Origin of the sequence: Nocardioides sp. (assembly GCF_036267815.1) — a bacterium.
GTDB lineage: Bacteria > Actinomycetota > Actinomycetes > Propionibacteriales > Nocardioidaceae > Nocardioides.
On sequence record NZ_DATAVI010000043.1, the window covers coordinates 14,246 to 39,189 of the forward strand.

The following is a 24,944-nucleotide window of genomic DNA, read 5'->3' on the forward strand; positions in this document are numbered from 1 at the left end:
TGGCGCCTCCCGACCCGTTGAGTGGCGCCTTCCGACCCACCCGACCCGGTGGGCGTGTGCGGAGCGGCGGGCAGACCCGCGACCTGGACGTCGTAGGGGACCGAGCCCGCTGCGGAGCCACCGAGCCCCACCGGGTCGGGGGTGGGTCGGAAGGCGCCACTCAACGGGTCGGGAGGCGCCACTCAACGGGTCGGGAGGCGCCACTCAACGGGTCGGAGGCGCATCTCAACGGGTCGGAAGGCGCATCTCAACGGGCTAGAGGACGGCGTGGCCCTGGAGCTCGACGAGGGCGTCGGCGTCCCAGAGGCGGGGGACGCCGATCCCGGCCATCGCGGGATAGTCACCGCCGGCAAGCCTGCGCCAGACGGCGCCGATCTCGCGCGCCCGGGCGCGGTACTCGTCCATGTCGACGATGTAGATCGTCACCGAGGCGAGGTTGCCGGGGGTGCCACCCGCGGCGTCGAGCGCCGTCAGCAGGTTGGCCAGCGCCTGCTCGAACTGCGCCACGACGCCCCCCGGGACGATCGCCCCCTCGGCGTCCATGCCGGTCTGCCCGGCGAGGAACACGGTCGTGCCCCGGCCGACGACGGCGTGCGAGAAGCCGGCAGGTCTGGCCAGGGACGCCGGGTTGACGCGCTCGATCGCCATCAGCTCTGCACCGTCCCTCCGTCGACGTTGATGCCCTGCCCGTTGACCGCCGCGTTGTCGACGCAGAGCAGGACCGCCGAGGCGACCTCCTCGACGGTCACCAGCCGGCCGATGGGCTGCATGTGTGCCAGGATGTCGCGCGCCTCGCCCTCCGAGCGACCGGTTCCTGCCGCGATGTTGGCGACCGACGCGTCGGTCATCGGGGTGTCGACGTAGCCCGGGCACACGGCGTTCACCGTGACGCCGGTCTTCGCGACCTCCGCCGCGGCGGCGCGCACGAGCCCGAGCACGCCGTGCTTGCTGGCGGTGTACGCCGCGATCCGCGGCGTGCCGACCCGCCCCGCGGTCGAGGCGATCACCACGACCCGGCCGAAGCCGGCCGCGGTCATCGCCGGGAGCGCCCGCCGCAGGCAGCGGAACGGCGAGGTGAGGTTGAGGTCGAGCATCCGCTGCCAGTCCTCATCCGTCGTGCGGACCAGGGGCGCCGACATCGAGGCGCCGGCGTTCACCACCAGGATCTCGACCGGTCCCCACGCCTCCTCGACGCGGGCGAACGCCGCCTCCGTCGCCACGGCGTCGAGCAGGTCCGCGGGTACGACGAGCGACTCACCCGGCAGGGAGACGGCGACGTCTCGAAGCGCGGCCTCGTCGCGCGCCACCAGCGCCACGCGATGCCCGGCCCGCGAAAGGGCGAGCGCGCAGGCCGCACCGATGCCCTTCGAGGCACCGGTGACCAGCGCGATCATCGTCGTCCCCGCGCCGCGACGTCGTCCCTCACCGGAACGCCGGGATCCCGGTCAGCTGACCGCCGAGCGAGAGCAGGTGCATCTCCTCGGTGCCCTCGTAGGTCATCACGGTCTCGAGGTTGTTCATGTGCCGCATGACGGAGTGGTCGAGCGTGATGCCCGCTCCCCCGAGCGTCGTCCTCGCCTCGCGCGCGACGTCGAGCGCCGCCCGGACGTTGGAGTACTTGCCGTAGGAGACCTGGATCGGCGTCAGCGTGCCGGCGTCCTTCAGGGCACCCAGCCGCCAAGCCACGAGCGCGGCGTTGTTGACCGCGATCGCCATCAGCGCCAGCTTGCGCTGCGTCAGCTGGAACGACGCCAGGGGGCGGCCGAACTGCTCCCGCTCGGAGGTGTAGGACAGCGACTCCTCCAGGCAGGCGCGGGCGGCGCCGACGACACCCCAGACGATGCCGTAGCGAGCCTCGTTGAGGCAGGACAGCGGACCCTTCAGCCCGCGCACCTCGGGGAACGCCGCGTCCGCCGGCAGCCGCAGGTCGTCGAAGGCCAGCTCGGCGGTGACCGACGCGCGCAGGGAGAGCTTGCGCTGGATCTTGTGCGCGCTGAAGCCCGGGGTGTCGGTCGGGACGACGAAGCCCCGGATCCCGTCGTCGGTCTGGGCCCAGACGACCGCGACCTCGGCGAGGGTGCCGTTGGTGATCCACATCTTCGAGCCGTTGAGCACCCAGTCGCTCTGCTCGTCGCCCGGGGCGTCCCGACGGGCCCGCGTCCTCATCGACCCGGGGTCGCTGCCGGCGTCGGACTCGGTCAGGCCGAAGCAGCCGACCGCTTCGCCGGTCGCCATCCGCGGCAACCACTGGTCCTTGTGCTCCTCGCTGCCCCAGCGATGGATCGCATACATCGCCAGCGAGCCCTGCACGCTGACGAAGCTGCGGAGCCCGGAGTCGACGGCCTCCAGCTCGCGGCACGCCACGCCGTACGCCGTCGCGCTGGTGCCGGCGCAGCCGTAGCCCTCGAGGTGCATGCCCAGCAGGCCGAGCTTGCCCAGCCGCGGACCGAGGTCATCGGGCAGGGTGCCCTCGTCGTACCACTGCGCGACGTGCGGAGCCAGCTCGTCGCGTGCGAAGTCGCGGACCGTGTCGCGGATCGCGCGCTCCTCGTCGGTCAGCAGGCCGTCGACGCCCAGGAAGTCGTGGGGCGTGAGGTCGTGGGTCATCGTCCCGTCCATTCGGGGGGTCGCTTGGCGTTGAAGGCGGCGTGGAACTCCGCGTGGTCGTGCGTGGTCATCAGCAGGGCCTGGGTCATCGCGTCGAGCTCCATGGCCGGCCCCATCGGCATGTCGAGCTCACGGGTGATCAGCGACTTGGTCTGCTGAAGGCCGAGGGTCGGCCCGTCGGCCAGCCGGCGGGCCAGGGCCGTGCAGGCGGCGTCCAGGTCGCCGGACTCGTCGAGGAGCTGGGTGACCAGGCCGTACCGGTCGGCGGTCTCGGCGTCGATGGTGTCGCCGAGCATCAGCAGCTCGGTGGCCCGGCCATAGCCGACCAGCCGCGGGAGCAGGTACGCCGCGCCCATGTCGCCGCCGGAGAGCCCGACCTTGGTGAACAGGAAGGCGAAACGTGCCTGGGGCGTGCAGATGCGGAAGTCGGCCGCGATCGCGACCACACTGCCCGCGCCCGCGGCGATGCCCTGGATGCCGGCGATGATCGGGATCGGGCACTCGCGCATCGCCCGGATCACGTCGCCGGTCATCTTGGTGAAGCCGATCAGTCCGTCGGCGTCCATCGCGATCAGCTCGCCGATGATCTCGTTGACGTCGCCGCCGCCGCAGAAGCCCTTGCCCTCGCCGCGGATCACGAGCACCTTCGTGTCACCGCGGTGTGGCAGCTCGGCCAGCAGGTCGCGCAGGTCGGCGTAGGACTCGAAGGTGAGCGGGTTGAGCTTGTCGGGACGGTTCAAGGTGACGGTCGCGACCCCGTCGGAGACCGAGAAGCCGAAGTGCTGCCAGTCGTCGGTGATCCCCGCGCTGGCGCGATATCTCGTCACTGACCCCCCCTCCTATGACTCAGCCATGAGTCCGCGGGCGATGATGGTCCGCTGCACCTCGGAGGCGCCCTCGTAGATCCGCGGCGCCCGCACCTCACGATAGAGGCGCTCGACGAGGTGGCCGCGCTGGAGGCCGCGCGCGCCGTGCAGCTGCACGGCCTGGTCGACCACCCACTGGGCGGACTCGGTGGCGAAGAGCTTGGCCTGGGCCGCGGTCGTGGTGACGACGTTCGCTCCCCTCGCCGGTCGGCCCTGGCGCGACCACGCGTCGTACGCCGCGGCGGCACGGCGAACGAGAAGCCGTCCGGCCTCGGTCCGCGTCGACATCTCCGCCAGGGTGTGCTGGGTGGCCTGCTGGTCCACGAGGCGCCCGCCGAACAGCTCGCGCTCGCTCGCCCACGCCAGGCTGGCGTCCAGCGCGGCCTGGCTCATGCCGACGGCGAACGCGCCGACACTGGGCCGGAACAGGTCCAGGGTGCGCATCGCGACGGCGAACCCCTGGTCCACCTCGCCGAGGAGGTCGGCCGGGCCGACGCGGACGCCGTCGAAGTGGAGGGTGCCCAGCGCGTGCGGCGAGACCATGTCGAGGCGGTCGCCGGTCAGGCCAGGCGCGTCTCCGGCGACGGCGAACGCCGTGACGCCGCGCGCCTTGGCCCCTGGCGTCGTGCGGGCGAAGACCGAGTAGACGTCGGCATCAGGGGCGTTGGAGATCCAGGTCTTGGTGCCGTGCAGCGTCCAGCCGTCGCCGGCCGGTCGCGCCTCGAGGGCGAGCGCCCCGGCGTCGGAGCCGGCGTCGGGCTCGGAGAGGGCGAACGCCGGCACGACCTCCCCGGAGACGACGCCGGGCAGCCAGCGCTCGCGGGTCGCCTCGGAGCCGGACTGGAGGATCGGGTAGGCGCCGAGGCCTTGCAGCGCCAGGGCGGTCTCGGCCTCGGTGTCGACGGTCGCGATCAGCTCGCGGAGCAGGCACAGCCGCATGGCAGCCGCGTCGTGCGGCGGCTGGCCCGGGTCTCCGCCGAAGAGCCCCCGCAGGAGGCCCGAACCGCCCAGGGATACCAGGAGCGGGCGGTTGACCGCGCCGTGCACCGGGCCGGTCGCGGGCAGGCCCCGGACCGCCGAGCGCACCCACCCGGCGTACGCCGTCTGCTCGGGCGTGAGCCCGAAGCCCCACGGGTCGGCGGAGCCGTTCTCGGAGCCCTCGGGAGGGCCTTCCGGCGCGGTTTCGCTCACCTCGCCGACCATACTCACGACGCTATTGCGCCTTGACAACGCCCGTCAAGAAGACGCTACTTTTGGGTAGTCCCTGACAGTTTTGCCCCGCCAGCCCCCCGGCCCGGACATTTCTGTCAGGGACTACCCCTTCAACCGTCCCTCGACGGGAGGCGAAATGCGCATCGCGGTGATCGGAGGGGGTCCCGGCGGCCTCTACTTCTCGGCCCTCACCCAGCAGCTCGCCACGACGCGTCCAGGCGGGCTGCCGCACGAGATCACGGTCTGGGAGCGCAACGCGGCCGACGACACCTTCGGCTTCGGCGTCGTCTTCAGCGACGAGACCCTGGGCGGCATCGAGCACGCCGACCCGGCGGTCTTCGCACAGATGCAGCGGGAGTTCGCGATCTGGGACGACATCGACGTGCACGTCGCCGGGGAGGTCGTGACCAGCGGTGGTCACGCGTTCGCCGCGATGAGCCGGCGGCGGCTGCTGGAGATCCTCCAGGAGCGCTGCCGCGAGCTCGGGGTCACCGTGCACTTCCGCAGCGAGGCGCCCGACATCGACGAGCTGACCGCGTCGCACGACCTGGTGGTGGCTGCCGACGGGCTCAACTCCGCAGTACGCCGTCGATACGCCGAGACCTTCCGCCCGAGCCTCGACGTGCGCGACTGCCGCTACATCTGGCTGGGGACCGACCTCGTGTTCGACGCCTTCAAGTTCTACGTCTGCCAGACGCCGTACGGCGTGATGCAGATCCACGGCTATCCCTACGACGCCACCGGCTCGACGTTCATCGTGGAGATGACCAGCGAGGTCTGGCGCCGGGCGGGCTTCGAGGAGCTGGCCGACCGCGAGTGGGCGCCGGGCGAGTCCGACGAGAAGTCGATCGCGCTGGTGCGCGAGCTCTTCTCCGACATCCTCGGCGGCCACGAGGTGATGGCGAACAACTCGCGCTGGATCTCGTTCACGACGGTGCGCAACGAGCACTGGGTGCACGCCGAGCCCGGGCGGGCGAGCGTCGTGATCCTCGGCGACGCGGCCCACACCGCGCACTTCTCGATCGGCTCGGGCACCAAGCTCGCGATGGAGGACGCACTGGCCCTGGCGGCGTGCCTGCACGAGGCTCCCGACACGCAGACCGCGCTGGCGACGTACGAGGAGGAGCGCAAGGCGGTGGTGCTCTCAACCCAGCGCGCGGCGCAGGCCAGCCTGGAGTGGTTCGAGAACCTCGGGCAGTACGTCCACCAGGAGCCGACCCAGTTCGCGTTCAACATCATGACCCGCTCGCGACGCGTCACCTACGACAACCTGCGCGTGCGTGACCCGGAGTTCGTGGCCGGCTGTGAGGAGTGGTACGCCGCGCACTGCGACGGCCGGCCCGACACCCCGCCGATGTTCCAGCCGGTGACGCTGGCCGCGCCCGAGGGGCCCGGCCTCACGCTCGGCAACCGGGTGATCGTCTCGCCGATGGACATGTACGTCGCGCAGGACGGCGTGCCGACGGACTTCCACCTCGTGCACCTGGGCGGCAAGGCGCTGGGCGGCGCCGGCCTGGTGATGACCGAGATGATCTGCCCCTCGGCGACCGGCCGGATCTCCCTCGGCTGCGGCGGCCTGTGGACCGACGAGCAGCGCGATGGGTGGAAGCGCGTCGTGGACTTCGTGCACGCCGGCTCGTCGGCCGCGATCGGGTGCCAGCTCGGGCACTCCGGCGCGAAGGGGTCGACGAAGCTGATGTGGGAGGGCATCGACGAGCCGCTCGACTCGGGCAACTGGGACGTCGTGGCGGCCTCCCCCGTGGCCTACTCGCCGGACAACCAGACGCCGCTCGAGCTGGACCGCGCGGGCCTCGACGCGATCCGCGACGAGTTCGTGGCGGCCGCTCGGCGCGCGGACGAGGCGGGCTTCGACCTGCTCGAGCTGCACTGTGCGCACGGCTACCTGCTGTCGGGGTTCCTGTCGCCGGTGACCAACCGGCGCACCGACGAGTACGGCGGTGACGTCGCCGGCCGGCTGCGCTTCCCCCTCGAGGTGTGGAACGCGATGCGCGCGGTCTGGCCCGCCACCAAGCCGATGACGGTCCGCATCTCCGCCACCGACTGGGTCGACGACGGCCAGTCGCTGGAGGACGCGCTGGCCGTGGCCTCGTCGTTCGCCGAGGCCGGGGCCGCCGCCATCGACGTATCGACCGGCCAGGTCACCAAGCGCGAGCGGCCGGCGTTCGGCCGCAGCTACCAGACGCCGTACGCCGACGCGATCCGCAACCGGCTGGGCATCCCGACGATCGCGGTGGGCGTGATCTCGTCGTACGACGACGTGAACTCGATCCTGATGGCCGGCCGAGCCGACCTTTGCGCACTCGGCCGGGCGCACCTGTACGACCCGAGCTGGACCCTGCATGCCTCCGTCGAGCAGGACTACGACGGACCCGGCGCGGTGTGGCCCGACCCCTGGCGCGCGGGACGCCGCAAGCCGCAGACCGGCCGCACCGACGGACCGAAGCCGCGGCTCGACCTGATCCGGTCGGGTGGCGGCGGCACCAGCCACCGCCGCTGGCGTCCCTGACCGGGTCCGGCCGGGTGACCCGACCGCGGAGGGCCTGTGGATGAGCGACGACGCCCCCCGTGAAATCGGAGGAGGGTCTGGCCATGGACAAACCGCCGCCCTTCCAGCCCGTGATCCGCAGCCAGTCCGATGTCGAGGGGCTGTGGCGTCGGCTGATGAATCCGCTCGGCTTCTCGTCGTGCTCGCTGTGGCTCGTCGTCATCGAGGACGACCTTCCCCTGCCGCAGATCACCGAGTTCTCCGAGATGCCCGACGCACCCGATCCCGAGCTCGCCCAGAAGCTCGGCGAGATCCTCGAGCGGCTGGTCGAGCCGGACACCTCCTTCGCGTTTCTGCGGACGCGGCCGGGCGGCGGGACGCCGACCCCGGATGACCTCGGCTGGGCGAGAGTCCTGCACGACGCGGGGCGTCGCATCGGCGCTCCCCTCCAGGTGACCCACCTCGCCCACGACCACGACGTGGTGCCGCTGGTCCTCGACGACCTGCTCGCGGAACCGGCGTGAGCATGCGAATCATCCAGAGGGTGGGATCGGCGGGTGCCAGCCACCCCCGGGGGTGAGTACGTTGCTGCCGACATCGACCCGCCGTCTCGGGAGGCTCCGCTTCGATGCGTTCCCTACTGACCCTTGCCGCCGCTTTGCTGGCTCCGGCACTCCTGCTCACCGCCTGCGGTGACAGCACCTCCATCGCCGACCCACCCGTCGCGCCCTCGTCCACCTCGCCATCACCGAGTCACCCGCCGAAGCGCGAGACCCCACAGCACTTCATCCGCCGCTGGGCCGCCATCGAAAAGAACATGGAGAACTCCGGCAAGACCTACACCTATCTCTCGTTGAGCGCGGAGTGCGACGCGTGTCGGCGGCTGGCTCGCACGATTCGCTCGTACTACTCGGCAGGCGGCTTCGTGAGATGGGGTGGATGGCGAATCCGGTGGATCCACATCCAGTCGAAGCGAGGATCGGCAACGACCTTTGCGGTGAGGAACAGGTCAATGCCAACCAAATACAGGGTGTCGACACCCGGTCCCCTCCGACGGCTCGCGGGTGGTGTCACGACCCAGTTGTTGCAGCTCCGCCCCTCCCAGGGGTCCTGGCAGGTCGCCTACAAGGCCGAGCTGGCGTCATGATCAGGCTTGGGTCTCTGGTCGCGACCATCGCCCTGTTGCTCGGTCTAGCGGGTGCACCCACACAGGCGTCAAGCGACCGGAAATGCCACGGTGCGACAGACATCGGAAGCGCGGGGGAGGGATGTGTCCAGTCCGCCACCCAAACACTCGCCTACATCGCCGAGAACTCCAGCCACACGTTCAAGGTAGAGAAGGCCTGCACGACTGACAACGCCATCTGCAGTGACACCCCCACCTGCGACGGCGGGCTGGTCTACAACATCTGGGAGGACGGCAACCTCCTGCCTTGGCAGGCCTGCCTGAACGATGACCAAGCGGCGCAGATCACCGGCCTGACCCCCGGCTTCGTCGAACGCGCCTACCAGCGCCTGACCTGGCCGGCGTCCGACCTGCTGACCCAACCACCAGGCGGGAAGACCCTGGTCAACTTCGCCACGAACTTCTACACCACCAACACCCACCCCACCACCCAGACCGTCACCCTGCTCGGCCAACACATCACCATCGAAGCCACCCCCACCCAGTACACCTGGCACTTCGACGACCACGACAGCAACCAGTCAACGCTGACCACCACCGACCCCGGCGCCCCCTACCCCAACCTCCAGATCACCCACCGCTACACCCGAGCCGACACCGCCCACCCCAGCCTCGAGACCACCTACACCGGCAGATACCGCGTCAACCAAGGCCCCTGGCACACCATCCCCGACACCCTCACCGTCCCCGGCACCAACGTCGACCTCCAGATCCTCACCGCCACCCCCCACCTCGTCGGCTGAAACAAGTCCGTCCCTACGCACGGGCCGAGGCTGTGCTCTGGCGTACGACGAGCTCGGGCTCGACCAGGTCGTGGTCGAGGTCCCGCGCGCCATCCTCGATCCGGTTGACGAGCATGCTGATCGCGGTGCGGCCCACGGCCCGGAAGTCCTGGCGGACCGTCGTGAGCGGTGGGTTGTAGAACGGCGCGTCCGCACCGTCGTCGAAGCCGACGACGCTGACGTCCTCGGGCACCCGGATGCCGCGCTCGCTGAATGCCAGCAACAGGCCCAGCGCCGTCTGGTCGTTGCCGGCGAACACGGCGGTGAGCCCGGAGACCCGGGACAGCACCTGGCCAGCCTCGTAGCCGGACTTCGCGGTCCAGTCGCCGGCAAGCGGCATCGGGACATCCGCTCCGGCGGCTTCGAGCGCGGATCTCCAGCCGTTGACACGGTCCTGGGTCTGCATCCACTCCGAGGGGCCTCGGATGTGGAAGACGGTGTCGTGACCCAGAGCCAGTAGGTGCTCGGTGGCCAGCCGGGCGCCGGCGACCTGGTCGACACCCGCCGAGGCCACGACGCCCGACCGGCTCCCCTCGACCGCGACGATCGGGAGGTCGGAGGGGGCGGTCACCAACGCGTCGTCCGCCGCATCGATGGGCGCGATCACCAGCAGGCCGGCGACCGACTGCTCGGCTAGGTGGTCGACGGCGGCTCGCACTGACGCGCGGTCGACAGAGGTCAGGTTGCCGATGCCCACGAAGTACCCGAGCTCTCGAGCGCTGCGCTCGATGCCGTACAGCGGGGTCAGGCCGTCGCTGTCGGCGACGTCGAGGGCCAGGACGCCCAACGTGCGCGATCGCCCCGTGACCAGCGTCCGAGCCGCGTTGCTCGGCCGGTAGCCGAGCCCGGCCATCGCGTCGAGCACCGCCTGCCGGGTGGTCGGCCGCACGCTGGGGTGCTCGTTCAGCACCCGCGAGACCGTCTGGTAGGACACCTGAGCCCGCGCCGCGACGTCGACGATGGTTGGCGGGCGCGTGCCCTCGCCGCCGTCAGCTCCGCGCTTGCGGGATCGCCCCATGCCAGGTCACCACGCCTCTCGTCAGGCCGGCGCGACCCGGCGTTCGTCACGAGCCCGGTCGTCGTCACGCGACGAGGTGGCGGCGCACCGGACCTCCCTAGTGTGAACGTTTCCTCCAGCGCGTGCAACATGCCGCCCTGCCGAATCTCGTGAATCCTAGGAGTAATTCTGCTCGTTCTCGAACTTTGGGCTAGGCAAGAGCGACAATCTGTGGCTACGGTTGTGAACGTACACATTCGTGGCGCGCTCGGAGACGCCGGCCTGAACGAGGAGCATGAAGATGCGCGTACCAGTCGTCATCGAGCTGATGGCCATGGTCGGAGCCGCACTGGCGGGAGTCGGCACGGCGCAGGCCGCGACGAGCCACACGCCAGCATCCGCGGTGTCAGCGCCCGCGACGCAACAGGCGGTCAAGACCCCGAAGCTCGCGGCGACGCCTCCCATGGGCTGGAACAGCTGGGATGCCTACGCCTGCGACAGCGGAGCGCGCAACCTGGAGGCCGTGGCGAGGTTCATCCACGACTCCGGCCTGGAGAAGGACGGCTACAGCTACGTCAACCAGGACGGCTGCTACGACGACCTCGAGGGCCTCGCGAGCCCGAACACCTACGGGGTGACCGACCCGACGCCGCAGGACCCGGAGACCTGCGGCGCCGTCAACGGTCGACTGCCCGACGGATCGCTGTACCTGAACTCCTACGCCTACCCGCCCTCGCGCCCGTGTGCCGACGACGGCTTCGCGGTGGTGAGCCACTACCTGCATGGTCTCGGCCTGAAGATGGGCGTCTACTACGACGCCAGCAACAGCTGGAACTGCGAGGAGATCCCCGGCAGCTACGGGTTCGACGACGTCGACGCGCGCAACCTCGCCCGATGGGGAGTCGACTACGTGAAGCTCGACTGGGGGTGCTCCGACACGACCGTCCCGCCCGGCAGCAACGCCCCGACCGGGTACGTCGGCATCGACGCCGCGCCCGGCAACCAGGGCTTCGGCGGTCCCACGTTCGCCGCCAACCCGGCCTACGACACCGACCAGCAGACCACGCAGACGACGATGTACACCGCGATGGTGGACGCCATCCGCGCCCAGGCGCCGCACACCGTGGTGAGCATCGCCGGCGCCGGCACCACCGGCTCCGAGCAGTGGGGGCTGCCGATGGCCCAGCTCGACCGTCCCACGGGCGACGCCAACGCGAACTTCACCGCCACCGGCAAGCACGCCGCGGGCAGCGTCGTGGGCCTGGTCAACGCGGACGCGACGACGTACGACGCCCTCACCGGGCCTGGTCACTGGGTCGACCCGGACCCCATGGAGGTCGGCAACGGCTCGCTGACCGCCGACGAGGACCGCTCGGAGATGTCGATGTTCTCCGAGATGGCGATGCCGCTGCTGATGTCGACCAACCTGTGCCCGGGCAGCTGCGGCCCGGACACCACCGCCGCCACCCAGGACCAGCTCGCCCTCGACGTCTCGGTCTTCGGCAACAAGCGGGTCATCGCGGTCGACCAGGACCCGCTCGGATCGCCCGCGCACGTGGTCGGCACCTTCGACGGGACGCATCTGGAGATGGCCAAGCCGCTGGCGAACGGCGACCTCGCCGTCACGCTGTTCAACGAGAGCGCCACCGACGCAGCGACGATGACCGCCAGCCCCGCCGACCTCGGACTCGCGGCCGGGAGCTACCGGGTCCAGGACCTCTGGTCGGGTGAGACCACGACGTCCGACGGCACAGTCGAGGCAGACGTGCCCGCCACTGCCACGGCGATGTTCCGGATCTCACCGGTCTCCCGGTCGGGTCACGCGAGCCACACCAGTGGGCTGTCGACGAGTACGACGCCCTCGGTCCCCGACGCGGTGGCGTATCCGTCCGACCCCACCGCGACCTACCGCGGCCCGGGCAACCTGGTCTCCGTGTCGTGCCCGACGTCCGCCGCCTGTGCCGCCGTCGACAACCAGGGCCGGCTGGTCACCTTCGACCCCTCGACTCCTGGGCGGTCGGTGCGACAGAGCCTCGACCCGGACAGCTCCCTGGTCTCGGTCTCGTGCCCGGGCAGCCGCTGCACGGCCCTGGACAGCGAGGGCGTTGCGACCACGTTCACGCTGGGTCGTCGGGGCGCCGAGCACGCGAGCCGCCGGGTCGTGGACGCCGGGCGACAGCCCACCGCGGTCGACTGCGCGACGGCCACGCAGTGCACCGTCGTCGACGGCAGCGGGAACGCCGTGACCTTCGACCCGGCGTCGAGCCGCCCGCACCCCAGCGTCGCGGCGGTCGACCCCGACACCTACCTCGACGCCGTCGACTGCCCCAGCGCCTCCCAGTGCACCGCGGTCGGTGGTGGCGGCAACAGCGGCGACACCGAGGTGACGTTCGACCCGACGTCGGGCCAGATCGGCGCTGCCGGTGTCACGGCGGTCGACCCGGCCACCGGCAACGGCGTCTCCTCGGTGTCGTGCCCGAGCACGACCCAGTGCACGGTCGTCGACGGCAGCGGCAACGAGACGACGTTCGACCCGACGACGGGTGCGACCGCGGGTGCGGGCGTCACGGCCCTCGAGGGAGACGCACTGGCAGCTGGGCTCGGCGTGCTCACCTCGGTCGACTGCCCCACGACAACCACCTGCGCGGCGGTCGACCTGAGCGGCGACGAGGTCGGGTTCGACCCGACGACGGGCGCCGTGTCCGCCGCGGGCCTGATCGCCCTCGACCCGGAGGGGAACGGCCTCGAGTCGGTCTCCTGCCCGACGGCAGCCGCGGCACTCCACTGCACGGCGGTGGACCTCGACGGCCAGGCGATCTCGTTCGACCCGACCACAGGCTCGGTGGGCTCCCCCGGGGTGGCTACCGTCGACGCTCGACGTCGGCGGTAGTCACCGCCCACCACTCCCGCCCCTCACCCCAACCACCAGGAGGGCTCCCGATGTGGGTCACGCCAAGGTACCCGGCTGCCGCCGCTGCGGCTGCCGCCATACTGCTCACCGTCACGGCATGCGGCGGCAGCTCGCCGTCCACGTCGCCGACGGGAGGCCCGGCCGGCTCGAGCAGCGCCACCGGTGACGCGGCCGGTCACACCGGAGGCACGCTGCACCTGGTCGCCCAGTCCGCGGGCGGCACGCTGGACCCCCAGGTCAACTACACCTTGCAGTACTGGCAGCTCTACCAGGCGACCTACGACCAGCTCATCACCTACGCCCGGGTCGGCGGCTCGCAGTCCGTCGACCTCGTCCCCGACCTGGCGACGGCCATGCCGAAGGTCTCGGACGGCGGCAAGACTTACGCGTTCACCCTGCGCCAGGGGATCAGGTTCTCCAACGGCAAGCCCGTCACCACCGCCGACGTCGTCGCGTCGTTCCGTCGCATCTTCAAGGTGGCCAGCCCCAACGCGGGGTCCTGGTACAACGTGCTCGTCGGCGCCGACGCCTGTCTCAAGACCCCCGCGACGTGCACCCTGGACGGCGGCGTCGTGGCCGACGCGAAGACGGGCCGGATCACCTTCCACCTCACGCAGGCCGACCCGCAGTTCGAGGCTCAGCTGGCGATGCCCTTCGCCTCGATCCTGCCCGCATCGGCGCCTTCGAAGGACGCCGGCACGACGCCGATCCCGACGACCGGCCCCTACTACTTCTCCAGCTACTCCCCCAACAGCGCGCTGACGATGAAACGCAACCCCTACTTCAAGCAGTGGTCGGCGCAGGCGGAGCCGGCCGGCTACCCCGACGAGATCGAGGAGACCTTCGGACTCACCGCCGAGTCCGAGGTCACCGCCGTCGAGAACAACCAGGCCGACTGGATGTACGACGCGCCGCCCTCGGACCGGCTGGTCGAGATCTCCAGCAAGTACAGCGACCGCGCGCACGTGAACCCGCTGACTGCGATGTGGTACCTCACGCTCAACAGCAACATCCCGCCGTTCAACAACGTCAAGGCGCGACAGGCGATCAACTGGGCGGTGGACCGGGCCGCGGTGGTGCGCCTCTACGGCGGGACCTCGCTGGCGCAGCCGGCCTGCACGATCCTGCCGCCCGGCTTCCCAGGTCACCGCGACTTCTGCAACTACACCGCGGGCGGCGGCACGACCTGGACCGCCCCCGACCTCGACAAGGCCAAGGCGCTGGTCCAGGCCTCGGGCACGGCCGGCCAGCAGGTCGGTGTCGTCGTCCAGAACGACTCGGTGAACAAGTCGATCGGCTCCTACCTGACCAGCCTGCTCAACCAGCTCGGCTACAAGGCGACGCTGAAGCCCCTGTCGAACAACATCCAGTTCACCTACATCCAGAACACCGACAACCACGTCCAGCTCGCTCTGACGCAGTGGTACCAGGACTACCCGGCGGCCGCGGACTTCCTCCAGGTGCTGCTCTCCTGCGCGTCGTTCCACCCGCACAGCGACAGCTCCATCAACATCGCCGGCTACTGCAACCACAGCCTCGACGCCAAGATGGACGCCGCGAACACTCTGGGCGTCACCAGCCCTTCCGCCGCGAACACCCAGTGGGGCACCATCGACGAGGACTACATGAAGGAGTCCCCGCTGGTGCCGCTGATCACCCCGAAGCTCGTGGACTTCACGTCCTCGCGCGTGGGCCACTACCAGTTCAGTCTCCAGTACTACATGCTCGTCGACCAGCTGTGGGTGCAGTGAGCGATCTCCACACGCCGTTCGAGAGCGGCCAGGGTCTGGTCGGCGCGACGACGCAGGACGGCGCGGAGCGGTCTCCCGGGCCGTGGCGGGTGGCGTTGAGCCAGCTGCTGCACAACCCGGTCGCGATCGCCTCGACGGTGATGCTCGTCGTCGTGGTCGGCGCCTGCCTGTGCGCTCCGCTCTACGCCCACCACATCGCCCACACCGACCCCTTCAGCTCCAACGTCACGGGCACCACGGTGGTCAACGGCAAGCGGGCCGCGATCCTCCAGCAGAGCACGCAGGGCCTGGGCCTCGGAGTCGTGCCGATCGGGCCGACCTGGCACCTCTCCGGCTTCTTCCTCGGCGCCGACGGGCAGGGGCGCGACGTCATGTCCCGGCTGTTGTACGGCGGCCGGACCACCTTGCTGATCGGCACGGCATCCGCGGTGATCTGCTGCGTCCTCGGGGCCCTCGTGGGGATCGTGGCCGGCTACCTCGGCGGGGCCACCGACTGGATCCTGAGCCGCGTGCTCGACGTGATCTGGGCCTTCCCCGTCTACCTGCTGGCGATCTGTCTCTCGGTCGTGCTGCTCACCAGCGGCCTCGACCTCGGGCCCCTGCACGTCTCTGCGGGGAGTCTCATGCTCCCGATCGTGATCATCGCCCTCATCTACGTGCCGTACGTCGCGCGGCCGCTGCGGGGCCACGTGCTGTCGTTGAAGGAGAGCGAGTTCGTCAAGGCCTCGGTCGGGCTCGGGGCCAGCGAGCTGCGCGTGCTGCGCCGTGAGCTCCTACCCAACGTGCTCCCGAGCGTGATCGTGTTCCTGCCCCTGATGATCGCGCTGAACATGCTGACCGAGTCGGCCCTGTCGTTCCTGTCGATCGGTGTCCAGGCGCCACAGGCCAGCTGGGGCACCATCATCAACGACGGGCTCGACCTGCTCTACACCCGTCCCTGGGTCGCCACGGCGCCGGGCATCATGCTGGTGATCACCGCGGTGGCCTTCAACCTGCTCGGCGACGCCGTCCGCGACGCGCTCGACCCGAAGGCCAAGCTGCGGGGCAGCATCTGATGGGGTTCGCACTCAAGCGCCTGGCGTCCGCGGTCCTGGTGATGTTCGCGATCAGCGTCATGGTCTTCCTGATCTTCTTCGCGACTCCCGGTGTCGACCCGGCCGCCCGGATCGCCGGCCGCGGAGCCTCGCCGGAGGTGCTGGCCCAGGTCCGCCAGACCTTCGGCCTGGACCGGCCGCTGCCCGCCCGCTACGCCCTGATGATGGATCACCTGTTCATCAAGCGCGACCTCACGTCGTATGTGAACATCGGCGACAGGGTCGTGCCCCAGCTCAGCCACGCCGCCCCGGTCACGCTCTCGCTGGTGCTCGGTGCCGCGGTGATCTGGCTCGTGATCGGGGTGGGCGGCGGAGTGCTGGCGGCGATGTACCGCGGCACGCTGGTCGACCCCTTGATGACGCTGGCCGGCATCGCGGCGGTCTCCGTCCCGGCGTACTGGCTGGGCGCCATGGTCAACCTCCTCACCCAGGACAAGCTCCACACCGGGCTGTTCTCGTGGGTCCCGCCGTTGGGGTACGTCTCGATCACCCATCCGGGCTCGTGGGCGCTGCACCTGCTCTTCCCGTGGCTGACGCTGGCGCTGCTGTACGGCGGCATCTACGCCCGCGTGCTGCGCGCCGAGCTGATCAGTGCCCTGTCGGAGGACTACGTGCGAACCTGCCGGGCCAAGGGGCTCTCCGAACGCCGGATCCTCTGGAGGCACGCCCTGCGCTGCTCGCTGTCGTCGGTGGTCTCGTTGTTCGGGCTCGACTTCGGGTCGCTGGTGGGCGGTGCCGCCCTGCTCACCGAGGTGGTGTTCGGGCTGCCCGGCATCGGCAAGCTCACGTGGGACTCCCTTCAGAACCTCGACCTCCCGGTGATCATGGGCTGCGTGCTCTACGCCGCGTTCTTCGTGGTCGCCGCGAACGCCGTCGTGGACGTCCTCTACAGCATCCTCGACCCGCGGGTGCGTCATGCCTGAGGCCGCGACGAGTCCGACCGCCGAGCGCGCACTGCTGGAGGTGCGCGACCTCCGGGTCACCTTCCACACCCGACGCGGAGCCGTCGAGGCGGTCAACGGCCTGTCGTTCGAGGTTGCGTCCGGCGAGGTGCTCGGCATCGTCGGGGAGTCGGGCTCGGGCAAGAGCATGGCGATGTACTCGATGATGGGGCTCATCGCCGATCCCAACGCCGAGGTCACCGGCTCGGCGCGGTTCGAGAGCACCGAGCTGATCGGCCTGCGGCCCAAGGAGCTGAACCGTTTCCGAGGCAGCCAGATCGCGATGATCTTCCAGGACCCGATGACCGCGCTCACCCCGGTCTACACGGTGGGGTGGCAGATCGTGGAGATGATCCGGGCGCACGAGCAGGTGGGTCGCCGGGCGGCGTGGGACCGCGCCGTCGAGCTGCTCCAGGAGGTGGGGATCCCCGATGCCGCACGGCGTGCGCGCAGCTATCCGCACGAGTTCTCCGGTGGGATGCGGCAGCGGGCGATGATCGCCATGTCGCTGGCCTGCAACCCACGGCTCCTGATCGCCGACGAGCCCACGACCGCGCTCGACGTGACCACCCAGAGGCAGATCCTCGACCTCATTCGCAGACTCCAAGGCAGCTACGGCTCATCGGTCATCATGATCACCCACGACATGGGAGTCATCTCCGACATCGCCGACCGCGTCATCGTCATGTACGCCGGGCGCGCGGTCGAGGTGGGCGAGAAGCAGGCCACGGTCGGCGCGGCGCGCCACCCCTACACCTGGGGGCTGCTCGGCGCGATCCCCCGGCCCCATACCCGCAAGACCGTGCTCCCCACCATCCCGGGGCTCACGCCCAACCCCCACGCCATGCCGTCGGGCTGCGTCTTCCGCACGCGCTGCGCCTGGGCGATGGACGAGTGCACGCAGACGCCGCCGCTGCTCGCCACCGGCAGCGACCTGGGTCACCTCGACGCCTGCTGGCTCCCGGGTGAGGAGCGCGACGAGCTGCGGAAGGCGACGCTGCGATGAGCGAGGTGCTGATGCGCGCCGAGGGCGTGGCCAAGCAGTTCGCCGGGCGCGGCCGAGGCAAGAACGTCGTGCGAGCGGTCGACGGCGTCTCCCTCGAGGTCCGGTCGGGCGAGACCCTCGGGATCGTGGGCGAGTCGGGCTGCGGGAAGTCGACGCTGGGCCAGTGCCTCACGCGCCTCGTGGAGCCGACCGAGGGTCGGATCGAGTTCGAGGGTGCCGACATCACCCGGTTGTCGCGGCGCCGGCTGCGCCCGGTCCGGCAGCGGCTCCAAATGATCTTCCAGGACCCGTACTCGTCGCTGAACCCGCGAGTGCGCGTGGGCGAAATCATCGCCGAGCCGCTGCGCATCCACCGCGTCGGCGACCGGGCCACGATCCGACGCCGCGTCTCCGACCTCCTGGAGCGCGTGGGCCTCGACCCCGGGCTCGCCGGCCGCTACCCCCATGAGTTCTCAGGCGGACAGCGGCAGCGGATCGGGATCGCCAGAGCGCTCGCGCTCAGCCCGTCGCTGGTCATCGCCGACGAGCCGGTCTCCGCTCTGGACGTGTCGGTCCAGGCGCAGGTGCTGAACCTCCTGGCAGAGCTTCAGGCCGACCTCGGGCTCACCTACGTCTTCATCGCGCACGACCTCGGCGTCGTGGAGCACGTCTCCGACCGGGTCGCCGTCATGTACCTCGGCGAGGTCGTCGAGATCGCCGGCGCCGATGAGCTCTACACCGCCCCCGCGCATCCGTACACCGAGGCTCTGCTGTCCGCCATCCCCGGGATTGCCGGCGAGGAGGTGCAGGCACGTGAGCGGATCGTGCTCCGCGGGGACGTACCGAGCCCCATCGACAAGCCAACGGGCTGCGCCTTCCACCCCCGGTGCCCGATCGCCACGGACGTGTGCCGGACCGAGCATCCGGTGCTCGTGCCGCTCGGCCCGACGCGACAGGTCGCCTGCCACCACCCCCGGGTCCGCGACGGCGACCCCGGAGTGCGTCCTGGCCTCCTGGACGCCGAGAGGCGCGGCTGACCGGCCTCGCCCGCCTCGTCGGCCACCGACTCACCACGCCTCGCCGCGGCGCCGACGCTCCCAGATGCCGCAGCTCTGCGTCGACCCGCGACGTACACCTCGACAGGCAGCCCGGGGCTCCGGGAGGAGCCACTCCTCCGACCCCTCGTCATAGCTCTTCTCGGAGCGGGCGACGCTCATGGCGTTGAGGAGGATCTCGCAGTCGCAGAAGCCACCCATCGCACCCAGCCGCCGCTCCAGCGAGGTCGCCCGTGGCGCCCGTCGCTCCCGGTAGAGCCGCGTGAAACGGAGGCTGGTGTCACACCCGTGCTCCTCGAGCATCCGGGCGACGTAGCAGAACAGGCACTCCCCCTCGCGCACTCGCGTGAGCCGCTCCGCGGTGATCTCGAGGTACAGCCGGGCTTCTTCGTCGATCGTCATGTCGGTCATGGAGCGCTCACATCCTGGTCGCGGGTGGGGGACAACGGGTCACACGTCAGTCCACCGATCACCACCGACACCGAAGGCCCGGTTCGGAGCACTTGTCCACAGGAGACGGTCAGGGTTCCGGCAAAGCACGTCTCCCTAGGCCCTAGGCATCGATCCAGACGCTGGGGAAGCCGCGGGCACGGCCGGCTCGGGTCGGCTGCCGGGTGCGGCCGGACACCGGGTGGCCGGCCCGGGTGACGTGAGCCTCGGCCGATGGACTGGACGGCGGGTCGCCGTACTCACTGAGCACGAGCCGCCCGTCTCCGGCCACGACGTGGTCGAGCTGGTGCTGGATCAGCTCGCGATGGAGGTCGGCGGGTACGACGTCGAGCAGGACGTGGACGAGGTCGAAGCGCTCCCCGGCCGGATGCACCCAGCTCAGCGCGTCGCCGACGAAGAAGTGGGAGGTCAGGGCGGGGTGGTCGGCGATCGCGAGCGCGACCAGCTCCGGCGCGATGTCCACGCCGTACGGATCCAGCTCGATCCCGGCCTCACGAGCCCAGTCCGCCATCGAGACCGCAAGGTGCCCGTTCGCACACCCGTGGTCCAGGAAGCGCACCGACGAGCGGCTCGGGTCGAGGGCGTCGACGAGAACGCCGCGGGCCTCGCGCCACTCCGCATCCGACCCGCCGAAGCCTGATCCGCCTTGCGGGGTGTCCGCCGCGAGGTACGCGCCGACCAGCGTGCGGTGACCGTCAGCGGTGCGGCGCTCGTAGGTCATCGTCCGCCGAGACTCCTCGCCGGTCTCGACGAGGGTCGCCGCCAGGTCGTCACCCTGGGAGCGCAGCAGACTCGCGCCCGCGGCCACCGAGCCCGACCACCACGAGACGTCGGCCGCGTGCAGCCGAGTGCCGGCATACCTCCCGCCGTTCACCCAGAAGGCGACATGCGAGCCTTCATCGAGCACGGCGAAGACATGGGTGTCCTGCCGCCGGAAGCCCATGGTCTCCAGCGGGACCCGCAGCACGGTGCCGTCCCAGACGTCCTCGCCCGGCGCACGACGTCCGGCTGGCACCGCCCATCGCCCGTCGCGCTGGTGGAGCACGAGCTCGGCCCCACCGGGGGAGTCGGGGTCCTCGACCAGGCAGACCACGCTCACCTCGCGGACCCGCCCCCACGCCACGGCGTCCGGCTCCTCCACGACGCGCACGCCCCCGGTCACCCGCCCGATCCTAGGGTCGTGGGACGGTGGAAGACTCGGCTCATGCCCCTGACCAGTCGCCGCCGCAACGCCTGGCCCGCCGCCGTCGGGGCAGACGTGGTCGCCGTGGTGGTGTTCGCGACCATCGGCCGCGCCAACCACCACGAGGGCGTGAGCCTGCCCGGCGTCTGGCACACGGCCTGGCCGTTCCTCGTCGGCACAGCCCTCGGCCTGGCGGTGACGGCGTACGCGCGGATCGCGCCGACCTCGGTGCGGGCCGGGGTCCGGGTCTGGGTCTGGACCGTCGTGATCGGGCTGGTGGTGAGGTCCGCGACCGGCGCCGGCGTCGCGGCGGCGTTCATCGTGGTGGCCGCGATCGTCCTCGGCGCGTTCCTGGTCGGCTGGCGCTTCGCGCTGGGCTGGCAGACCTGGCGCTCCCGCCTCCGGCTCCGCCGCTGACAACACACCCATCCGGGTGGACCGAGCGCGCGGACGCCCACCTACCCTGACCTCGCCGGCCGACATGCTCGGACGGCATGGCGCCCGCTGCGGCGGACACGCGACGGGGCCCGGCCACACGGGGTGACCGGGCCCTGTCGTCGGCTCGACGAGTCCGAGCCCGAGACCAGCTCTCGCTGATCGGCGATCCCCCGTCGCTCAGGGTCTTCTCCGGGACGAGCGGTCGCCTCGTCCAGACGTGGACGACTCCCCCGGCCGTCCGACGACCGGGGGAGTCTGGCAGGTGGGCCGGTCCCCGCCGGCTCGCCGGCCGGCTCAGCGCAGCGCCGCCGCCAAGGTGCGGACCGAGAGGTTCTGCGGGTAGCTGATGGTGGTCGCGTCGCGGGTCGGCTCGGGCTTCAGCGGCGAGTGGAGCCGCACCCAGCGGCGGTACCCGAGGGCGGCCATCGACTGGTAGTGGAAGCCGCGCTCGCGCAGGCCGCGCTCGACCTCGAGGCTCAGTCCGTCGGCGATCAGCATCCCGTGCACGTTGCCCCGGCGTGACTCGGCGCGCAGCCAGTCGACCGAGATCGCCAGCTGGTCGAGCGCACCGATGCCCACGGCCGTCGTCTTGTTCTCGAGGACCAGCCAGTCGTCGGCGGAGCCCTTCTCGCAGTCCTGGGTGAACCGCAGCACCAGGTCGGCCCGTCGACCGTCGACGAACATGTGCCGTTGACCGCGTACGCCGTCCATCTCCTGGTTGGCGAGCCGCACCGGGTACCCCAGCTTGTGGAGCACGTCGAGCCGAGCGAGCAGCCAGCCCTCGAAGGCGTCCCGGTTGGGCACCGGCCAGACGGCGTACGGCGTGGCGCGGCCCTCGGAGTCCGGCGCGAACAGGGCGAGCCAGGCGTCGAGGATCCGTAGGTAGCTCTCGGCGTCGGCGTCGTCGATCGCAAGTCGGTCCATGCACCGCGCGAGCAGCCCGAAGCGACCGACCAGCGGATAGCGCGCGACCGTCTCGACCGGCAGCATCAGCGTCTCGGCCAGCTCGGCCTCCGTCACGTCGACGCTCTCCGGCAGCTGCCACTGCCCGTCTCCGAGCCGTAGCAGCAGCCGGTCGAGCACCGGACAGCCGAGCCGACCGACGACCAGCGGTGGCGCGACCACCGAGATGTCGTCGCCGAGGCACTCGTCGACCGTCTCGTGGGCAACGCCCGCGAAGATCGACACCTTCTCGTACGACTCGCCGGTCGCCTTCATGACGAACTTGACGACCTTGTCGGACTCAGCCATGTTTCACACCCCCCCAGATGTGAGGGAAAGCCTACGGAAGGTCCACAGGAAAACACCTGACCCTGCTGGGCCAAGGGGATCCCTTTACCCGCGCCCGACACCACCCGGGTGCCGATGACCGTGGCCTCGACCGGCTCGACACACGAGAGCGGTCATCGTGGCGTCCGGCGGAATCGACGGGGCGCTCGTGGGGTTGCACCAGGCATGACCGAGAAGCAGGTCCTCACCCCGGGCCCGGACCACCCCATCACCGTCACCCCTTCCCAGCAGCACGTCACCGTCGCGTTCGGCGACCGCGTCATCGCGAGCACGGACGAGGCGCTCGTGCTCCAGGAGTCGACGTACCCGCCCGTCTTCTACCTGCCGCTGGACGCCGTCGAGGCCGACGCCCTGCAGCCGACGAGCCACGAGACCTACTGCCCCTACAAGGGCGACGCGTCCTACTACTCGCTCACCGACGGCGAGACCGTCGTCGAGAACGCCGTGTGGTCCTACGTCACGCCGTATGCGCCGGTCGCGGAGATCGCCGGCCACGTCGCGTTCTACCCGAACCAGGTGGAGATCACCGCGAGCTGACGGTCCGCCGGGCCAGGGACGCCAGCCCGGCGCCGGTCTGGTCGCGCCAGCCGTGCAGCGGCGAGACCCATCCGACCGGTACGGCGTCGGCTCCCCAGCGCGCGCCGAGCATGCCGCCGGCGATGGCCCCGACGGTGTCGGTGTCGTGGCCGATCTCGATGGCGGCCGCGAGCGCGAGCTGGAGATGGCGAGTGGGCTCGTGCTCCGGAGCGTCGGTGTGCGTGATCGCGGACCACGCGGCCTGCAGAGCGCCCACGACCCAGGCGTTCTCCGTGAAGGTGCTGGGCGCATGCGTGGCAGCCTCGTGGAAGACCTGGGTCCAGTCACGGGTCTCGCCGCGTCGTGGGGCGTCGTCCGGCCAGACGCCGTCGAGGATCGTGCGTCGTAGCACCACACACCACTGGGCGCAGGCCTCGCCCGCCATCGGGTCGTGATGGGTCAGCTCGCTGACGCGTGTGGCCGCCTCCACGAGGGCGGCTTCGTCGTCCAGGTGGGCCAAGGCCACCGGCACCGTCCGCATGAGCGACCCGTTGCCCGCACTCCGTCCAGTCTGCTCGTGCACGGCGAGCGCCGCGTCGCGCATCCGAGCCGCCGTCGTCCGGCGACCCGCGAGGCCCAGCACGCGCGACGTCTGGATCCCGACGTCGGGGGGCCCGTCGGCGTACCAGTCGGCGAAGCCCTGCGCGACCAGGTCCAGCGCCTCCTCGGACCGCAGGTCCGCGCCGGTGGCGGCGACCTCGAGGATCGCGAGAGCCTGTGCGGTGTCGTCGCTCCACTCCCCCGGTGCGAGCCCACCGAGACCGCCGCCGACCATCGCCGGCCAGCCTGGGTACGCCGCGCTGCCGAACTCGTAGGGCACTCCCAGCGCGTCACCGGCCGCCGACGCGACGACGGCCCCGACCGCGCGGTCGACCTGCTCGGGCGTCAGCTCCACGCGCTCACGCTAGCCACGTCTGCCCGGACGATGGTTTCGAGACGATCGCAGAGCGACCTCCTCAACCAGCGGGGCTCCGCCGGCCGTCGCACCGCTGGTCAGCGACCGACCCAACCGGCGTACGCCGACTCGAGGAGTCCGGTGTGCTCGGGTCTCTCGGGGTGCGGCTCGTCGGTGACGAGGTCCCAGTACCCGACCTTCGTGCCGTCGGCGAGGGCGACGTACAGGCGGTCGCGGCCGTACTTGCGCCAGCGCGCGATCGTCACGTCCGGTGACAGCTGCTGCATCCCGAAACCCCCGTTTCTGCGGTCTTTCTACGTGTTCGCCAGGGAGGTTGTCCCGGGATTGGGGAAACTCCGCCCGTTCGGACGGCTGGGAGCAGCCCGGCACTATGGGCACATGGCCGACATCCCGAGCTCACCGGCGGAGCGCAACGTCCTGGGCGAGCCACTCGAGCCGTGCGGCACCGAGCCGATGACCGGCTTCTACCGAGACGGCAGCTGCTCGTGCGGCGACCAGGACGTCGGGCTCCACGCGGTGTGCGCCGTCGTCACCGCGGAGTTCCTCGAGCATCAGCGCTCCGTCGGCAACGACCTCTCGACGCCGGTGCCGGAGTACGGCTTCCCCGGGCTCGACCCGGGCGACCGGTGGTGCGTCGTCGCGGCCCGGTGGCTGCAGGCCTACCAGGGCGGGGTCGCGGCCCCGGTGGTCCTCGCCTCCACCAACGAGCGGGCCCTGGAGGTCATCCCGCTGGCGGTGCTGCGGGAGAACGCGGTCGACGTGCCACCGGACCTCAGCGGCCTGGTGTGACCTCAAGGGTTTCCTGAACTGCCCTTGCCCCTGCGCAGGGCGTCGTGACTAGTCTGCGACGTGCCGCCACCGGTCCGCGTGTTCGCCCGCCAGTACGCCGAGATGGCGCTGGCGATGCTGCTGGGCATGGCGGTCCTGTATCCCCAGTGGCTGCTCGCGACGTCCGGGATCCCCCACGACGGCTGGGTGATGCGGCCCGAGGTCGACTCGCTGGTGATGGCCACCGCCATGTCGGTGCCGATGGTCGCCTGGATGCTCCATCGCGGCCACGGCGCACGGCTCACCCTCGAGATGTGCCTGTCGGCGTACGCCGGCTTCGTCGTGTTGTTCCCGCTCTACTGGTCGGGCGCCCTCGACGACATGGGGCTGATGATGGCCGGGCACGTGCTGATGCCGTTCTTCGCGCTGG

The 24,944-nt window shown here is 70.8% G+C and carries 23 protein-coding genes and 1 pseudogene; 13 read left to right on the forward strand and 11 right to left on the reverse strand.

Going from position 1 to position 24,944, the window contains the following annotated elements:
- Positions 1-255: 255 nt before the first annotated feature.
- From VHW64_RS09375 to VHW64_RS09395, 5 genes are read right to left on the reverse strand one after another with little or no spacing between them, the layout of a single operon-like run.
- The gene (locus VHW64_RS09375; RefSeq protein WP_329650273.1) at positions 256-648 is read right to left on the reverse strand and encodes a RidA family protein; all 393 of its coding nucleotides are present in this window, start codon (positions 646-648) and stop codon (positions 256-258) included.
- Complete coding sequence (locus VHW64_RS09380) at positions 648-1,394, reverse strand: SDR family NAD(P)-dependent oxidoreductase (protein WP_329650274.1); 747 nt, start codon at positions 1,392-1,394, stop codon at positions 648-650. Before VHW64_RS09380 ends, VHW64_RS09375 begins: the two co-directional genes overlap by 1 nt.
- 28 nt (positions 1,395-1,422) lie before the next feature.
- Positions 1,423-2,607: an acyl-CoA dehydrogenase family protein gene (locus VHW64_RS09385; protein WP_329650275.1), complete on the reverse strand. Its 1,185-nt coding sequence runs from the start codon at positions 2,605-2,607 to the stop codon at positions 1,423-1,425.
- Positions 2,604-3,434 (reverse strand): enoyl-CoA hydratase family protein, encoded by an 831-nt coding sequence (locus tag VHW64_RS09390; protein WP_329650276.1) that lies wholly within the window; start codon positions 3,432-3,434, stop codon positions 2,604-2,606. Before VHW64_RS09390 ends, VHW64_RS09385 begins: the two co-directional genes overlap by 4 nt.
- 12 nt (positions 3,435-3,446) lie before the next feature.
- Positions 3,447-4,664 (reverse strand): acyl-CoA dehydrogenase, encoded by a 1,218-nt coding sequence (locus VHW64_RS09395; protein ID WP_329650277.1) that lies wholly within the window; start codon positions 4,662-4,664, stop codon positions 3,447-3,449.
- A 157-nt stretch (positions 4,665-4,821) separates the two neighbouring features.
- On the opposite strand from VHW64_RS09395, the gene VHW64_RS09400 reads away from it, so the two are divergent.
- From VHW64_RS09400 to VHW64_RS09410, 3 genes are all read left to right on the forward strand, one after another.
- On the forward strand, positions 4,822-7,212 hold the full coding sequence (locus VHW64_RS09400) for a bifunctional salicylyl-CoA 5-hydroxylase/oxidoreductase (protein WP_329650278.1): 2,391 nt from the start codon (positions 4,822-4,824) through the stop codon (positions 7,210-7,212).
- An 83-nt stretch (positions 7,213-7,295) separates the two neighbouring features.
- The gene (locus tag VHW64_RS09405) at positions 7,296-7,715 is read left to right on the forward strand and encodes a hypothetical protein (RefSeq protein WP_329650279.1); all 420 of its coding nucleotides are present in this window, start codon (positions 7,296-7,298) and stop codon (positions 7,713-7,715) included.
- A 619-nt stretch (positions 7,716-8,334) separates the two neighbouring features.
- Positions 8,335-9,120, forward strand: a complete 786-nt coding sequence (locus VHW64_RS09410; protein ID WP_329650280.1) for a hypothetical protein — start codon at positions 8,335-8,337, stop codon at positions 9,118-9,120.
- A 13-nt stretch (positions 9,121-9,133) separates the two neighbouring features.
- On the opposite strand, the gene VHW64_RS09415 is transcribed toward VHW64_RS09410, so the two are convergent.
- Positions 9,134-10,177, reverse strand: a complete 1,044-nt coding sequence (locus tag VHW64_RS09415; RefSeq protein ID WP_329650281.1) for a LacI family DNA-binding transcriptional regulator — start codon at positions 10,175-10,177, stop codon at positions 9,134-9,136.
- Between the two features lie 280 nt (positions 10,178-10,457).
- Between VHW64_RS09415 and VHW64_RS09420 the strand changes: the two genes are divergently transcribed.
- Genes VHW64_RS09420 through VHW64_RS09445 form a run of 6 tightly spaced genes read left to right on the forward strand, consistent with a single transcriptional unit; the run spans position 10,458 to position 18,875 of the window.
- On the forward strand, positions 10,458-13,046 hold the full coding sequence (locus tag VHW64_RS09420; protein ID WP_329650282.1) for a glycoside hydrolase family 27 protein: 2,589 nt from the start codon (positions 10,458-10,460) through the stop codon (positions 13,044-13,046).
- A 50-nt stretch (positions 13,047-13,096) separates the two neighbouring features.
- The gene (locus VHW64_RS09425; protein ID WP_329650283.1) at positions 13,097-14,818 is read left to right on the forward strand and encodes an ABC transporter substrate-binding protein; all 1,722 of its coding nucleotides are present in this window, start codon (positions 13,097-13,099) and stop codon (positions 14,816-14,818) included.
- Positions 14,815-15,873 carry an ABC transporter permease gene (locus tag VHW64_RS09430; RefSeq protein WP_329650284.1) on the forward strand — a complete coding sequence of 353 codons (1,059 nt, stop codon included), beginning with the start codon at positions 14,815-14,817 and terminating at the stop codon, positions 15,871-15,873. The genes VHW64_RS09425 and VHW64_RS09430 overlap by 4 nt, the downstream gene beginning before the upstream one ends.
- The gene (locus tag VHW64_RS09435; protein ID WP_329650285.1) at positions 15,873-16,835 is read left to right on the forward strand and encodes an ABC transporter permease; all 963 of its coding nucleotides are present in this window, start codon (positions 15,873-15,875) and stop codon (positions 16,833-16,835) included. The genes VHW64_RS09430 and VHW64_RS09435 overlap by 1 nt, the downstream gene beginning before the upstream one ends.
- Positions 16,828-17,859, forward strand: coding sequence for an ABC transporter ATP-binding protein (locus VHW64_RS09440; protein ID WP_329650286.1), 1,032 nt, complete (start codon positions 16,828-16,830; stop codon positions 17,857-17,859). The genes VHW64_RS09435 and VHW64_RS09440 overlap by 8 nt, the downstream gene beginning before the upstream one ends.
- Positions 17,856-18,875: a dipeptide ABC transporter ATP-binding protein gene (locus VHW64_RS09445; protein ID WP_329650287.1), complete on the forward strand. Its 1,020-nt coding sequence runs from the start codon at positions 17,856-17,858 to the stop codon at positions 18,873-18,875. The genes VHW64_RS09440 and VHW64_RS09445 overlap by 4 nt, the downstream gene beginning before the upstream one ends.
- A 30-nt stretch (positions 18,876-18,905) precedes the next feature.
- Here VHW64_RS09445 and VHW64_RS09450 read toward each other — a convergent pair whose 3' ends face one another.
- Together VHW64_RS09450 and VHW64_RS09455 are read right to left on the reverse strand one after the other, a co-directional pair.
- Positions 18,906-19,304: a DUF2695 domain-containing protein gene (locus VHW64_RS09450; protein WP_329650288.1), complete on the reverse strand. Its 399-nt coding sequence runs from the start codon at positions 19,302-19,304 to the stop codon at positions 18,906-18,908.
- A gap of 142 nt (positions 19,305-19,446) precedes the next feature.
- Positions 19,447-20,505: a hypothetical protein gene (locus VHW64_RS09455; protein ID WP_329650289.1), complete on the reverse strand. Its 1,059-nt coding sequence runs from the start codon at positions 20,503-20,505 to the stop codon at positions 19,447-19,449.
- A 42-nt stretch (positions 20,506-20,547) separates the two neighbouring features.
- Here VHW64_RS09455 and VHW64_RS09460 point away from each other — a divergent pair, with 42 nt between their 5' ends.
- Entirely contained in the window at positions 20,548-20,943 is a 396-nt protein-coding gene (locus VHW64_RS09460; RefSeq protein WP_329650290.1) for a DUF3054 domain-containing protein, read from the forward strand.
- A 315-nt stretch (positions 20,944-21,258) separates the two neighbouring features.
- Here the strand turns inward: VHW64_RS09460 and VHW64_RS09465 are convergent, their stop codons facing one another.
- Positions 21,259-22,215 (reverse strand): hypothetical protein, encoded by a 957-nt coding sequence (locus VHW64_RS09465; protein WP_329650291.1) that lies wholly within the window; start codon positions 22,213-22,215, stop codon positions 21,259-21,261.
- Between the two features lie 204 nt (positions 22,216-22,419).
- On the opposite strand from VHW64_RS09465, the gene VHW64_RS09470 reads away from it, so the two are divergent.
- The gene (locus VHW64_RS09470) at positions 22,420-22,791 is read left to right on the forward strand and encodes a DUF427 domain-containing protein (protein ID WP_329650292.1); all 372 of its coding nucleotides are present in this window, start codon (positions 22,420-22,422) and stop codon (positions 22,789-22,791) included.
- On the opposite strand, the gene VHW64_RS09475 is transcribed toward VHW64_RS09470, so the two are convergent.
- Positions 22,778-23,725, reverse strand: a complete 948-nt coding sequence (locus VHW64_RS09475; RefSeq protein WP_329650293.1) for an ADP-ribosylglycohydrolase family protein — start codon at positions 23,723-23,725, stop codon at positions 22,778-22,780. The two genes, VHW64_RS09470 and VHW64_RS09475, sit on opposite strands and share 14 nt — an antisense overlap.
- 98 nt (positions 23,726-23,823) lie before the next feature.
- Positions 23,824-24,012 (reverse strand): hypothetical protein, encoded by a 189-nt coding sequence (locus VHW64_RS09480; RefSeq protein ID WP_329650294.1) that lies wholly within the window; start codon positions 24,010-24,012, stop codon positions 23,824-23,826.
- A gap of 112 nt (positions 24,013-24,124) precedes the next feature.
- On the opposite strand from VHW64_RS09480, the gene VHW64_RS09485 reads away from it, so the two are divergent.
- Positions 24,125-24,535, forward strand: a complete 411-nt coding sequence (locus VHW64_RS09485) for a DUF2237 domain-containing protein (RefSeq protein ID WP_329650295.1) — start codon at positions 24,125-24,127, stop codon at positions 24,533-24,535.
- A gap of 60 nt (positions 24,536-24,595) precedes the next feature.
- Positions 24,596-24,944: pseudogene (locus VHW64_RS09490) on the forward strand (hypothetical protein); the annotation flags it as partial.

What these genes read in the sequence shown, in the direction of transcription:
- VHW64_RS09375 (WP_329650273.1), bottom strand. Translation starts at nt 648, where the DNA reads ATGGCGATCGAGCGCGTCAACCCGGCGTCCCTGGCCAGACCTGCCGGC.
- VHW64_RS09380 (WP_329650274.1), bottom strand. Translation starts at nt 1,394, where the DNA reads ATGATCGCGCTGGTCACCGGTGCCTCGAAGGGCATCGGTGCGGCCTGC.
- VHW64_RS09385 (WP_329650275.1), bottom strand. Translation starts at nt 2,607, where the DNA reads ATGACCCACGACCTCACGCCCCACGACTTCCTGGGCGTCGACGGCCTG.
- VHW64_RS09400 (WP_329650278.1), top strand. Translation starts at nt 4,822, where the DNA reads ATGCGCATCGCGGTGATCGGAGGGGGTCCCGGCGGCCTCTACTTCTCG.
- VHW64_RS09405 (WP_329650279.1), top strand. Translation starts at nt 7,296, where the DNA reads ATGGACAAACCGCCGCCCTTCCAGCCCGTGATCCGCAGCCAGTCCGAT.
- VHW64_RS09410 (WP_329650280.1), top strand. Translation starts at nt 8,335, where the DNA reads ATGATCAGGCTTGGGTCTCTGGTCGCGACCATCGCCCTGTTGCTCGGT.
- VHW64_RS09415 (WP_329650281.1), bottom strand. Translation starts at nt 10,177, where the DNA reads ATGGGGCGATCCCGCAAGCGCGGAGCTGACGGCGGCGAGGGCACGCGC.
- VHW64_RS09420 (WP_329650282.1), top strand. Translation starts at nt 10,458, where the DNA reads ATGCGCGTACCAGTCGTCATCGAGCTGATGGCCATGGTCGGAGCCGCA.
- VHW64_RS09425 (WP_329650283.1), top strand. Translation starts at nt 13,097, where the DNA reads ATGTGGGTCACGCCAAGGTACCCGGCTGCCGCCGCTGCGGCTGCCGCC.
- VHW64_RS09435 (WP_329650285.1), top strand. Translation starts at nt 15,873, where the DNA reads ATGGGGTTCGCACTCAAGCGCCTGGCGTCCGCGGTCCTGGTGATGTTC.
- VHW64_RS09440 (WP_329650286.1), top strand. Translation starts at nt 16,828, where the DNA reads ATGCCTGAGGCCGCGACGAGTCCGACCGCCGAGCGCGCACTGCTGGAG.
- VHW64_RS09445 (WP_329650287.1), top strand. Translation starts at nt 17,856, where the DNA reads ATGAGCGAGGTGCTGATGCGCGCCGAGGGCGTGGCCAAGCAGTTCGCC.
- VHW64_RS09450 (WP_329650288.1), bottom strand. Translation starts at nt 19,304, where the DNA reads ATGACCGACATGACGATCGACGAAGAAGCCCGGCTGTACCTCGAGATC.
- VHW64_RS09460 (WP_329650290.1), top strand. Translation starts at nt 20,548, where the DNA reads ATGCCCCTGACCAGTCGCCGCCGCAACGCCTGGCCCGCCGCCGTCGGG.
- VHW64_RS09465 (WP_329650291.1), bottom strand. Translation starts at nt 22,215, where the DNA reads ATGGCTGAGTCCGACAAGGTCGTCAAGTTCGTCATGAAGGCGACCGGC.
- VHW64_RS09470 (WP_329650292.1), top strand. Translation starts at nt 22,420, where the DNA reads ATGACCGAGAAGCAGGTCCTCACCCCGGGCCCGGACCACCCCATCACC.
- VHW64_RS09480 (WP_329650294.1), bottom strand. Translation starts at nt 24,012, where the DNA reads ATGCAGCAGCTGTCACCGGACGTGACGATCGCGCGCTGGCGCAAGTAC.
- VHW64_RS09485 (WP_329650295.1), top strand. Translation starts at nt 24,125, where the DNA reads ATGGCCGACATCCCGAGCTCACCGGCGGAGCGCAACGTCCTGGGCGAG.